Source organism: Achromobacter sp. 1014246743 (assembly GCF_059760725.1).
Genome location: NZ_JCBANA010000033.1, coordinates 61,100 through 71,549 on the forward strand (window position 1 = coordinate 61,100; position 10,450 = coordinate 71,549).

Here is a 10,450-nt window from a genome sequence, read left to right on the forward strand (position 1 = left end):
AAGCGGCGCCGATCCCGATACAGTGGCATCACCCGGCACGGATACCGGGGCGGTCGCCGGGCAAGGATGCGGGCCGGCGGCGGCCGCACAAAACAACACCGAGCGAAGGAGCTGACGATGGAACAATACATAGACGGTTACCTGTTGAGCGTGCCCAAGGCGAACCTGGACGCGTACAAGAAAATGGCCGACATGGCCGGTTCGATCTGGCTGGAATACGGCGCCCTGGAATTCCGCGAATGCGTGGCGGACGACATCGACGGCGAAGGCTTCGGCTCGTTCAGCGCCGCGGCCGGTACGCGCGAAGGCGAAACGGTCGTGTTCTCGTGGATCGCCTTTGCCAGCAAGGCCGAGCGCGACCGCATCAACGCCAAGGTCATGGCCGACCCGCGCCTGGCGAACATGTCCTGCGAGGGCGTGTTCGATTTCAAGCGCATGTGCTGGGGCGGCTTCGCCACCCTGGTGGCCAAGGTGGCCCCACGATAAAAAAAGTTCGGGCGAGCTGTCGATTCCGGCGCCGCCCGTTCGTCGTAGGACAAGGACAGGCCGACGGCGCACCGGCGGCCTACTCCGCAGTAGCTATCCCGCCCCCCATCCACAACGGAGACACACCATGGCAACCCCCGCAAGCAAGGCGATTCCCGACGGCATGCACACCCTTACCCCGCACATCGTGTGCGAGGGCGCGTCCGATGCGATCGCGTTCTACAAGAAGGCGTTCAACGCCGAGGAGCTGGCCCGGCTGCCCGGCCCCAACGGCAAGGTGATGCACGCCGCCATCCGCATCGGCGACTCGGTCCTGATGCTGATGGATGATTTTCCCGAATGGGGCAGCCTGGGGCCCAAGGCGCTCAAGGGCTCGCCCGTGACGCTGCACCTGTACGTGCAGGACGCGGACGCCGCCATCGAACAGGCGGTGGCGGCCGGCGCCCAGTTGGCCATGCCGGCCGCGGACATGTTCTGGGGTGACCGCTACGGCCAGGTGATGGACCCGTTCGGCCACCGCTGGTCGCTGGCCACCCACAAGCAGGACCTGACGCCCGAGGAAATCCAGCAGAACATGGCCAAGATGGGCGAAATGAGCGGCTGCGGCGATCCGGCGCAGAAAAAGAGCTGATGGCGATGCGGTGGCGGGGCGCCGGACAGCCCCCGCGCCATCCCCCTCAGGCCTTGTACGGCCCCAGGAAATCCAGCTTGCCGATCGCTACGCCTGCATGGCGCAGGATGTCGTAGGCGGTCGTGACGTGGAAATAGAAGTTCGGCAGCGCGAACGTCAGCAGGTAGGCGTCGCCCTGGAATTCGGGCTTGAAGTCGCCGAAGCTGAGCGTGACCTTGCGGCCTTCGGCGCCGTCGAGCTTGTCGGCCGGCACCGATTGCAGATAGGCAATGGTATCGGCCACGCGCTTCTGCAGCTGCTCGAAGGTGGCTTCCTCGTCGGGAAACTTGGGCGACTCGACCTGCGACAGGCGCTGCACGGCGAACTTGGACGCATCGCTGGCGCGCTGCACCTGGCCCGACAGCGGGTACATGTCGGGGGCCAGGCGGGCGTTGACGAGTTCGGCCGGATCGATACCGTTGGCGGCCGCGTGGGCGGCGCCCTTTTCCAGCAGCGCGGCGAGCACGGTCAAGCCGCGGATGAAGACAGGCACGCTGGCCTGGTACATGGACAAAGACATGATGTTTTTCCGAAAGACGTCGCCGGCCGGCGCCGGACGTGGCGCCGGATTTCCGAGCGTGCGGCGATGTTAGCGCCCGGTGCTTTCAAGCGGCCGACGAGGGCCGCGACAACTGCATTCCCGATTCCGGAACAATAGCGCCATTGCCGGCGCGGCGCAGGGTTTTCGCATGCCGATCGCGGCGCCGACAGGCGTGGCGTCGATACTCGTGGCACCGTTGCGAAGCGCCGCCCCCACTGGCAACGATCGATCCGCCCATCGTATCGGCCCCTTACTGGCCGATCGCGACGCGGCGCTGGCCCTGGAAAAAGCGCCAGATCAGCGCCGAGGCGTCCGGCCCGCTGCGGGCGTGGTAACGAACCGACGCATCGCCGCCGCTCCAGGCGTGCTCGACCCGGGATATCTCGCACAGCCGCAGCACGGTCTTGCGCCCCCGCACGAGGTCGACACGGCGATACGCCTTTTCCGTGCCCAATCCCAGCACGCGCTCGACCGGCAGGTCTTGCGCGCCCAGGCCGTTGAGCGCGCGGAACTGCTCGAACAGCTGCTTGGCGTTGCGCGGCGCCACCGCCGGGTCCATCTGGCCCTGCAGGATCATGGCGGGCATGCCCAGCTCGAAGACGGCCGGATCCGCCACGCTTTGCACCAGCGGCAGCAGCGGCTTGACCGAGCCGCGCCGCATCGTACTCAGGCCCGCCGCCGCGGTATGCGCATCGCCCACCACCGGCCCGGAATGCATCGCCACCGCGGCGATCAATGCGGGATGGCGCAGGGCCACCAGCGCGGCCATGCTGGCGCCGGCCGACAGGCCGGCGATATAGACGCGTTCAGGGTCCAGGCCATGTCGCGCCACCTCGGACTGGATCAACGCGGCGATCAGGTCGGCGTCGGCCCCGCCGTGCTGCGCATCGGGCTGGAACCAACGCCAGCAACGCTGCACCTGCCGGGTCATGGACTGCTGCGGATACAGCACCATGAAGCCGCCGGCATCCGCCCATTGGTTCATGCGCGAACCGCGCGCGAACGCCAGCGCCGTCTGGCGGCAGCCGTGCAGCATCACCACCAGGGGCATGCCCTGGCGTGTCGCGGTGACGGGGGTGTAGCGGGCGAAGGTCAGGCGCCGGCCCAGCGCATCGGAGAATTGCCGCGAGGCCTCCCAGCGACCGGCGCCGAGGCTGGACGCGGCGCTAGCGGCGGTCTTGGCCGCTTGCCGCGCCACCGCGGCCTTGCGCGCCGACACGGTGCGTTTGCGGGCCGCCTTGGGGGCCGCCATGCGCAGCGCCGCGCGCTGGAGTTTGCTGAATTTCTTTGCGGCGTTGAAAAACAAGCTGGTAAAACTGCGCGCCATTGTCAGGCCTCTGCCAGTAAACCTCTTTTTAACTCCACGACGACGTTTGAAAACCACCTGGCCGCACCCTGCGGCCCGCCGACTGCCGCGTCCGCGGGAGCGGACGCCAATGCCCTGGAATCCGCCGGATCAGAACCGGCCGGATTGAATCGCGGCGCTGCTGGTCAGGAGGTCCAGACAGGACACCAGTGCGACCACGATGGTCAGAATCGAAAGCACCTTGACGACTTTGTTGGTATCGGGCCGGGTCAACGTCGCGGTCATGCGCGTGACGATGTAAGCCCCAACCATCAGGCCGATTGCCGGAATCATAAGTGCTTCCCCTTCAAGAGTCTGTGCGGGCACGCCGGATGCGTCGCCCGTCGTTAACGCGGTAAGCCGCTGAATCGCCGCCTCTGTCGGGCAGATTGATTAGCGTGTGAAATGTATCACACAGTAACTTAACCTCGCAGCATTTCGGGCGGGGGCATGACGGCGCGCTTGCACCAGATCAAGGCAGGCGCGTCTTCGGACCCATTCCGCTTGAGGCGGTGGCCCAAAACGCCTATGGTAGAAACCCTGATCTTCACTTCCTGCCTTTCCCTTCAGCAAACCATGTTCCCGAACGACCGCCGCCAGACCCTGGGCGAAGAAATCGCCAACACCATCAGCCACGGCCTGGGCGCGGCCGGCGCGCTGGCCGCCGCCCCCATCCTGATCGTCGCGGCCGTGCGCCAGGGCGACGCGGCCTTCATCGCAGGCGCCGCAGTGTTCGCCGCCACCATGTGCCTGCTGTACCTGGCGTCCACCATCTACCACGCGCTGCCCGACAACCGCGCCAAGCGCCTGTTCAACGTGCTGGACCACTCGGCCATCTACCTGCTCATTGCCGGCACCTACACGCCGTTCGCGCTGGGCGCCCTGCGCGGGCCGTGGGGCTGGACGCTGTTCGGGCTGGTCTGGGGCATGGCGCTGCTGGGGGTGGGCCTCAAAGCCAGCAAGCGCCTGAACCGCCCCGCCGTGTCCACCGGCCTGTACCTGGCCATGGGCTGGCTGGTCATCATCGCCGTCAAACCCCTGCTCGAACTCGTGCCCACCGGCGGCCTGTGGTGGCTGGTCGCAGGCGGGCTGGCCTATACCGGCGGCGTGGTGTTCTTCGTCTTCGACAACCGCTGGCGCTACAGCCACTTCATCTGGCACCTGTTCGTGCTGGCGGGCACGGTGTGCCATTTCTTTGCGGTGCTTTGGTATGCGGCGTAGGGGCCTAAAAGCAAAGGCTTGATGGGTTGTACAATCTTCAGTACAATGTTTCCACGGTAGATTCCATATCGGTCGCAACTGTCCTTGCATCTGATACTGAATCGGCCGTCATCATTTTCGTCATCAGGGAGAAGTCGGCGGATCGGACAGGGTCTTACGACACAAGAGGCTAGCAATGAACGTTCTGACTTTCAGCGAGGCACGAGCCAGCTTTAAGCAGGCGCTGGACTCGGTCTGCAAAGACCACGAACCGACGATCATCACCCGACAGCGCGGCGAACACGTGGTGATGATGTCGCTGGATGACTACAACAGCATGCAGGAAACTTTGCATCTGCTCGGGTCTCCTGTGAATGCAGAACGTCTGCGTCAGTCCATTGCCGAATTCAAAGCTGGTAAGACCTTCAATCGAGGCTTACTAGAGAATGAATCAACAGCGCAAGAAGGCCAAGAACAAGGCCGCCGCAAAAAATGAAGTCATGGTTTCGTGGACGTCCCATGCATGGGACGACTACTGTTACTGGCAGCAGCATGACGTCCGCATCGTGGGTGAGATCAACGACCTGATCAAGGAAATCGCCCGCGATCCATTCAGGGGCACCGGTAAGCCGGAACCCCTACGCGGCGATCTGACCGGATACTGGTCACGCCGCATCACGAAAGCCGACCGCCTCGTATACATCGTGCAAGACGGGCAGATCTTTATCCTGCAGTGCCGTTATCACTACGAATAGCGCTGGCCAACAAGCACCCGGAGCGGGTGCTTTTTTACGCCCTCGATGAACGCCGCGCCGCCCCCGGTTCAGGCATGGCGAGCAGGCCGCGTTTCATCAGGCCGCGCATGCCGGGTATCAGCAGGCTGCCGGCGAAGGCCAGGTCGCGCCACAGGCCGGGGCCTGACGCCTGAAAACATGGGGTCAGCGCGCGGCTCAGGGTCTGGTACAGGCGTGACGGCGTGAGGCGGCTGCGCGCGTATTGGGCGGGGCCGTCCGCGGCGCCGTGCTGGTCGACCGCCCGCGCCAGCGCCAGTGCGTCCAGCACCGCCAGCGTGGTGCCCAGCCCTAGTTGCGGGCTCATGGCGTGGGCGGCATCGCCCACCGCGCAGTAGGGGCCGCTGGCCAGGGCGCGAGGCCAGCTGTGGCGGTAGGTCGCCACCGCCAGGTCATCGTGGGCGGTGACCTGGCTGACCACCGGCTCGGCCTCGGGCCAAAGCTGCAACAGACGGGCTTTCCAGGCGGCAATGGGTGCGGCGCGCCAGGCCGGCAAGGCGTCGTGGCGGATGCTCCAGAAGAGCGACAGGCGCACGCCCTGCAGCCCCAGGTCGGTCGGCAACAAGCCCATCATTTCGCGGGTGCCGGCAAAGCGTTGCAGCAGTTGCGAGGCGCCGGCCCATTCGGGCACCCAGAACTGGCCCCACAGCGCGCCCCACCGATAGACGCTTGAGCGGGCGGCCAGCCCCACCTGTTCGCGCAGCGCAGACGCGGCCCCGTCAGCCACCACGAACAAGTCGAAGGTCGATTCGCCGCCCGCGTGGCGTACCCGGGCGCGGCCCTGCTCGGTGTCCAGGCGTTGCACCGGACAGCCGAAAGAAAACTGCGCGCCGGCGCGTTGGGCGGCGTCGAACAGCACGCCGCCCAGCGCGGCGCGGTTGACGGCGCGAGCGCCGTCGCCCACGTAATCGATATCCACCACGCGCCAGCCGCGATGCGACAGGCCCAGCAGCCGGTCGATGGGCGCGCCGACGTTCAGCGCCGCGATATCCACGCCCAGCGCCTGCAAGCCGCGCACGCCGGGCGGCTGCAGCAAGAGGCCCGCGCCCAGGGTGGTGAAGCCCTGGTGCTTTTCGAAGACCTGCACGCGATGCCCGGCGCGGGCCAGGGCCAGCGCGGTGGCCAGGCCCGCGCTGCCAGCGCCGGCGATGCCGATGGAAAGCGGGGAAGGCGTGGGGGACATGAACGCGGCGCCGTGTAGGGAAAGTGCGGGCATAGTACCAACGCGCGCAACCTTTGCCGGAAGTGGCTTCCCTGGACTGCCGTCATGCAGGCGCGCTGCGCATCGCAGGCATCCCTGCCCTGTGTTGCCCCTACTCCGCCCGCAGGTAACTCGTGGGCGGCCGCCCCAGCACGCGACGGAACATGGTGGAGAACGCGGCCGGGCTTTGGTAGCCGAAATCCAGCGCGATGGCGGTCACCGGCGCGCCGGCCGCCAGCCGGGCCAGCGCCAGCACCACGCAGGCGCGCTGGCGCCATTCGGAAAACGCCATGCCCGTCTGCTGGCGGAAATGGCGGCTGAAGGTGCGCGGGCTCATGTGCAGGCGCTCGGCCCAGGCTTCGGGGGCCTGGCGCACGTCGGGCGCGCCGATGAAGGCGCGGCACAGCGGCGCCAGGCGCTTGTCGGGCGGCAGCGGAATGTGCAGCGGCAGCACGGCAGCGCGGTCCACCTCGTGCAGCAGCAGCGTGGCCAGCGCACCGTCGCGACCCGCCAGATCGTAGCGCGGCGGCATGTCGACGGCTTCGAGCAGCAATTGGCGCAGCAGCGGCGACACGTCCACCACTTCGCAGGCCGTGCTGGCGGTGCGCACGGCGCCTGGCTCGATGTAGGCGCTGCGGGTACTGACGTCCTGCATGCGGACCTGGTGCGCCACGCCGGCCGGGATCCAGACCGCGCGCTGCGGCGGCACCACCCAGTTGCCGTCGCGCGTGACCACGTGCATGACGCCGGTGGCGCCATACAGCAACTGCGCACGTCGATGCGAGTGCGCCGGCAGCAGATGGCCGGGCGGGTAGTCGTTGCCGATGGCGACAACCGTGCGGTCCAGACGGTCGTGCAGGTCGATGTGGGTATTGCGCATGGGCGGGCGGTTGGCCGAAACACGAACATTATTGTCCAATCCTCGAAAGCAGGCCATCGCCCGCCGGCCTATCGTGATGTTTTCCCATCAAGGATGCATGACATGCTGTATGTGGTGTTGGCGCTGTTCGGCGCCCTGAGTGGCGTGACCACGGTGCTGTTCGGGTTTGGCGGCGGCTTCGTGGTGGTGCCGGTGCTGTACGGCGTGCTGACGGCCACCCATGGCGCCCAGGACGCCATCGGCCAGGCGGCGATGCACATCGCGGTGGCGACGTCCACCTGCGTGATGATCGTCAATTCCATTGCCGCCACCCGCAAGCACCAGCGCAACGGCAACATCGTGCGCGCCTATGTGTGGCCGCTGGCCGCCTTCATCGGCGTGGGTGCGCTGGTGGGCGCGTGGGCCGCCACGTCGGCCAGTGGCGACCTGGTGCGCTACGCCTTCATTGCCTACCTGGGCGTGACGATCCTGGACTGCCTGCTGCGCCAGGGCTTCATGGCGCACACGGACACGCAGGGGGCGCGGCCGCTGGGCCAGGGGGTGGTCGTGGGCGGCGGCGTGGTGATCGGCGCGATCGCCACGTTCCTGGGCGTGGGCGGCAGCGTGATGACGGTGCCGCTCCTGCGCCGCCGCGGCCTGCCCATGGCCAAGGCCGCGGCCATGGCCAACCCCCTGACACTGCCGGTCGCCATCGTGGGCACGCTGGCCTACATGGCGGCGGCGCGCGAACTGGCCGCGCCGCTGGCGCCTTGGATCGTCGGCTATGTCGACCTGCTGGCATTCGCCGCGCTGGCGCTGGGCTCGCTGGTGGGCATCCGGCTGGCGGCGCCGCTGATTCCGCGCATTCCTGACCGGCTGCATGCCCGCGTGTATGTGCTGCTGTTGGTTTTGGTGATGGTGAGCATGGTGCTGGCGTAGGATCGGCCGGGCCTGATGGCCTATGATCGTGGCTGCGCGTCGCGGCCCGTCCAGATGGACTGGCGGCCTGGCGCGATTGCCCGCGCCATGCCCCCTGTCACATCGACTCCAGGGACCTCGGTGCATCGATTTTCCCCTGCCCCCGACACCGTGAATCCGCTACCCGACGCCTACGCGCCTTTCGTCCTGACCGGCCGCATCGCCCAGCGCGTGCTGCGGCTGTCGGTGGAAGTTGGGCCGGCCTATGTTGGGGCAGCCCATGCTGGGGCGGCCTATGCTGAGGCGGCCAATATCGGGGCAGCCCATGCCGACGCCACCGGCGTCGCCCCCGCCCCTGCCGCGCAACGCCGCCACGCCGAATACCAGGCCGGACGCGACCTGGCCGCCACGCTGCTGGCGGGGTTAGGCGCGCAGACGCTACAGGTAGGCACCGACGCAGACCGTGCGCCGGTCTGGCCCAACGGTTTCACAGGTTCGATCAGCCACAGCCGGCAGTTGCTGGCGGTGGCCGTGGGCCGCCACGAAGACACGCGCGGCCTGGGCATCGACCTGGAAGCCATCGCCAATGCCAACGAACTGGAAGCCATCGAATCCGTCTGCATGCTGCCGGAAGAACGCGCGCTGGTCGGCAATGCGCTGCCCCGCGCGGACTGGGCCACGCTGGTGTTCTCGGCCAAGGAAGCGTTCTACAAGTGCCAATTCCCGCTGACGCGCTACCCGTTGGAATTCGGCGACCTGGCCGTGATGCACGCCGACGTGTCCGCGCAACGGCTGGTGTTGCGCTTGCAGCGCGACGCCGGGCCGGATTTCCGGCGTGGCCAGTCGTTTCATTGCGGCTATCGCTACGGCCAGGGACACGTGTACACGGCGGTGCAATTGGCGCCGTAAGGCCGCGCAGCCGACATCTGCCCTGCGATCCGCTTTCCCAATGTCACGAAGTTGCGGGTAAAACGTTTCCACGGCGCGCCCGGGGCGCTTCCCCCGTGCAGACCCCGCAGCACTGTGGTCCGCCGACACAGGAAAACACATTGCGAAACTTGAACCCTCCCCGGACCGGTTGTCATCATGGCCAGACACTTACCCGGAAAAGGGCCTGTTAACACTAAGGAGGATTTTTCATGCAGCGTTCCAAGACCGCAATCCTATCGGCCGTGCTCGCGGCGGCCGCGTTGTCCGGTGCCCCTGCCCTGGCGCAAAACGCCCCGGCCACCCAGACCCCGCCGCAGACTCAAGCCGCGCCCCCGGCCGTGCAGCCGTCCGACCAGCAATTGCAGCGCTTCGCGTCGGCGTCGCAGAAGGTGTCGGGCGTGGTGGACGAATACCGGCCCAAGGTCGAGGCCGCCAAGAGCGACGCGGCCAAGCAGAAGATCGTCCAGGAAGCCGACGCCAAGATGGTCAAGCTGGTGCAGGCCGACGGCCTGTCCGTCGAGGAATTCAACGGCATCGGCCGCGCCGTGCAGCAGGATCCGCAGCTCAAGCAACGGCTGATGAGCATGGGCAAGGCCGGCGCGGCGGTGCAATAGGCTTTCGCACCACGGCGGCATCGGGCCGGTGCATGGGACCGGCGCATGGCGCCCACGCAGCAGCCCGATGGCGTCGCCCAATGCAATGGGCCCGGGCCGGGGTTATCCTAGGCAGACCTCTCGCAGGACCACCCAGGAGCCCCCGCCTTGACCCCGGAACTCACCCTGTATGACCTGGCCGGCGCCGACCCGACGCTGCGCTTTTCCCCGCACTGCTGGAAGACGCACATGGCGCTGGCGCACAAAGGCCTGACGGCCCGCACCGTGCCGTGGCACTTCACCGAAAAGGAAGCCATCGCGTTCTCTGGCCAGAAGCTGGTGCCGGTGCTGGTGCACGAGCCGCACGTGGTCAGCGATTCCTGGCAGATCGCCTGCTACCTCGAAGACACGTTTCCCGAACGGCCCTCGCTGTTTGGCGGAGACACCGGCCGCGCGCTCAGCCTGTTCGTCAATGGCTGGTCCGACACCACCCTGGTGCCGGTGCTGGCGCGCCTGCTGCTGCCCGAGATTCACGGATTGATCCGCGACGAAGACAAGGACTACTTCCGCACCACGCGCGAGAAGCGCTTCGGCCGCCTGGAAGACCTGCCGGCCGGCTACGCGGACCAGATCGCCGCCTTGCGCGCCGCGCTGCTGCCGCTGCGGCAGCTGCTGGCGCGCCAGCCATTCCTGGCCGGCGCGCAGCCCGCCTATGCGGACTACGCCGTGTTCGGCATGTTCATGTGGGCGCGCTGCACCAGCACGCTGGAACTGCTGGCCGAAGACGACCCGGTGCACGCCTGGCGCGAGCGCCTGCTGGACGCCCACGGCGGCCTGGCGCGCAATACGCCGACGGCGGCCGGACCGGAATAAGGCACCGGAACTACCCGCCGACATGCAAAGGGCGCCATTGACG

At 67.3% G+C, this 10,450-nt stretch carries 14 protein-coding genes; 9 read left to right on the forward strand and 5 right to left on the reverse strand.

What is annotated here, in order from left to right; all coding sequences use genetic code 11:
- Positions 1-117 precede the first annotated feature (117 nt).
- Positions 118-486, forward strand: a complete 369-nt coding sequence (locus AC6LJ2_RS15585; RefSeq protein WP_445656966.1) for a DUF1428 domain-containing protein — start codon at positions 118-120, stop codon at positions 484-486.
- 127 nt (positions 487-613) lie between these two features.
- Positions 614-1,117, forward strand: coding sequence for a VOC family protein (locus AC6LJ2_RS15590; RefSeq protein WP_263911183.1), 504 nt, complete (start codon positions 614-616; stop codon positions 1,115-1,117).
- 46 nt (positions 1,118-1,163) lie between these two features.
- On the opposite strand, the gene AC6LJ2_RS15595 is transcribed toward AC6LJ2_RS15590, so the two are convergent.
- The 3 genes from AC6LJ2_RS15595 to AC6LJ2_RS15605 form a co-directional block, all read right to left on the reverse strand.
- The gene (locus AC6LJ2_RS15595) at positions 1,164-1,676 is read right to left on the reverse strand and encodes a DUF1993 family protein (RefSeq protein WP_263911185.1); all 513 of its coding nucleotides are present in this window, start codon (positions 1,674-1,676) and stop codon (positions 1,164-1,166) included.
- Between the two features lie 271 nt (positions 1,677-1,947).
- A complete protein-coding gene (locus AC6LJ2_RS15600) occupies positions 1,948-2,949 on the reverse strand; it encodes an extracellular catalytic domain type 1 short-chain-length polyhydroxyalkanoate depolymerase (RefSeq protein WP_498151699.1) in 1,002 nt (333 codons plus the stop codon).
- Between the two features lie 204 nt (positions 2,950-3,153).
- A complete protein-coding gene (locus AC6LJ2_RS15605; protein ID WP_025135675.1) occupies positions 3,154-3,336 on the reverse strand; it encodes a hypothetical protein in 183 nt (60 codons plus the stop codon).
- Positions 3,337-3,618: 282 nt separating this feature from the next.
- Here AC6LJ2_RS15605 and trhA point away from each other — a divergent pair, with 282 nt between their 5' ends.
- The 3 genes from trhA to AC6LJ2_RS15620 all read left to right on the forward strand — a co-directional run bounded on the left by trhA (position 3,619) and on the right by AC6LJ2_RS15620 (position 4,997).
- A complete protein-coding gene (trhA, locus tag AC6LJ2_RS15610; RefSeq protein ID WP_445656969.1) occupies positions 3,619-4,263 on the forward strand; it encodes a PAQR family membrane homeostasis protein TrhA in 645 nt (214 codons plus the stop codon).
- A 175-nt stretch (positions 4,264-4,438) separates the two neighbouring features.
- Positions 4,439-4,738, forward strand: a complete 300-nt coding sequence (locus AC6LJ2_RS15615; protein ID WP_175218978.1) for a type II toxin-antitoxin system Phd/YefM family antitoxin — start codon at positions 4,439-4,441, stop codon at positions 4,736-4,738.
- Complete coding sequence (locus tag AC6LJ2_RS15620) at positions 4,689-4,997, forward strand: Txe/YoeB family addiction module toxin (RefSeq protein ID WP_175218976.1); 309 nt, start codon at positions 4,689-4,691, stop codon at positions 4,995-4,997. Before AC6LJ2_RS15615 ends, AC6LJ2_RS15620 begins: the two co-directional genes overlap by 50 nt.
- 34 nt (positions 4,998-5,031) lie before the next feature.
- Here the strand turns inward: AC6LJ2_RS15620 and AC6LJ2_RS15625 are convergent, their stop codons facing one another.
- Positions 5,032-6,216 (reverse strand): FAD-dependent oxidoreductase, encoded by a 1,185-nt coding sequence (locus tag AC6LJ2_RS15625; protein WP_498151700.1) that lies wholly within the window; start codon positions 6,214-6,216, stop codon positions 5,032-5,034.
- A gap of 130 nt (positions 6,217-6,346) precedes the next feature.
- Positions 6,347-7,114 (reverse strand): AraC family transcriptional regulator, encoded by a 768-nt coding sequence (locus tag AC6LJ2_RS15630; protein ID WP_498151701.1) that lies wholly within the window; start codon positions 7,112-7,114, stop codon positions 6,347-6,349.
- A gap of 102 nt (positions 7,115-7,216) precedes the next feature.
- Here AC6LJ2_RS15630 and AC6LJ2_RS15635 point away from each other — a divergent pair, with 102 nt between their 5' ends.
- From AC6LJ2_RS15635 to AC6LJ2_RS15650, 4 genes are all read left to right on the forward strand, one after another.
- A complete protein-coding gene (locus tag AC6LJ2_RS15635; RefSeq protein ID WP_263911195.1) occupies positions 7,217-8,032 on the forward strand; it encodes a TSUP family transporter in 816 nt (271 codons plus the stop codon).
- A 120-nt stretch (positions 8,033-8,152) separates the two neighbouring features.
- Positions 8,153-8,920, forward strand: a complete 768-nt coding sequence (locus AC6LJ2_RS15640; protein ID WP_498151702.1) for a 4'-phosphopantetheinyl transferase family protein — start codon at positions 8,153-8,155, stop codon at positions 8,918-8,920.
- A gap of 230 nt (positions 8,921-9,150) precedes the next feature.
- Entirely contained in the window at positions 9,151-9,555 is a 405-nt protein-coding gene (locus AC6LJ2_RS15645; RefSeq protein ID WP_025135669.1) for a DUF4168 domain-containing protein, read from the forward strand.
- A 147-nt stretch (positions 9,556-9,702) separates the two neighbouring features.
- A complete protein-coding gene (locus AC6LJ2_RS15650; protein WP_498151703.1) occupies positions 9,703-10,407 on the forward strand; it encodes a glutathione S-transferase family protein in 705 nt (234 codons plus the stop codon).
- Positions 10,408-10,450 lie beyond the last annotated feature (43 nt).

What these genes read in the sequence shown, in the direction of transcription:
- AC6LJ2_RS15615 (WP_175218978.1), top strand. Translation starts at nt 4,439, where the DNA reads ATGAACGTTCTGACTTTCAGCGAGGCACGAGCCAGCTTTAAGCAGGCG.
- AC6LJ2_RS15620 (WP_175218976.1), top strand. Translation starts at nt 4,689, where the DNA reads ATGAATCAACAGCGCAAGAAGGCCAAGAACAAGGCCGCCGCAAAAAAT.
- AC6LJ2_RS15595 (WP_263911185.1), bottom strand. Translation starts at nt 1,676, where the DNA reads ATGTCTTTGTCCATGTACCAGGCCAGCGTGCCTGTCTTCATCCGCGGC.
- AC6LJ2_RS15645 (WP_025135669.1), top strand. Translation starts at nt 9,151, where the DNA reads ATGCAGCGTTCCAAGACCGCAATCCTATCGGCCGTGCTCGCGGCGGCC.
- AC6LJ2_RS15600 (WP_498151699.1), bottom strand. Translation starts at nt 2,949, where the DNA reads ATGGCGGCCCCCAAGGCGGCCCGCAAACGCACCGTGTCGGCGCGCAAG.
- AC6LJ2_RS15635 (WP_263911195.1), top strand. Translation starts at nt 7,217, where the DNA reads ATGCTGTATGTGGTGTTGGCGCTGTTCGGCGCCCTGAGTGGCGTGACC.
- AC6LJ2_RS15605 (WP_025135675.1), bottom strand. Translation starts at nt 3,336, where the DNA reads ATGATTCCGGCAATCGGCCTGATGGTTGGGGCTTACATCGTCACGCGC.
- trhA (WP_445656969.1), top strand. Translation starts at nt 3,619, where the DNA reads ATGTTCCCGAACGACCGCCGCCAGACCCTGGGCGAAGAAATCGCCAAC.
- AC6LJ2_RS15625 (WP_498151700.1), bottom strand. Translation starts at nt 6,216, where the DNA reads ATGTCCCCCACGCCTTCCCCGCTTTCCATCGGCATCGCCGGCGCTGGC.
- AC6LJ2_RS15585 (WP_445656966.1), top strand. Translation starts at nt 118, where the DNA reads ATGGAACAATACATAGACGGTTACCTGTTGAGCGTGCCCAAGGCGAAC.
- AC6LJ2_RS15590 (WP_263911183.1), top strand. Translation starts at nt 614, where the DNA reads ATGGCAACCCCCGCAAGCAAGGCGATTCCCGACGGCATGCACACCCTT.
- AC6LJ2_RS15630 (WP_498151701.1), bottom strand. Translation starts at nt 7,114, where the DNA reads ATGCGCAATACCCACATCGACCTGCACGACCGTCTGGACCGCACGGTT.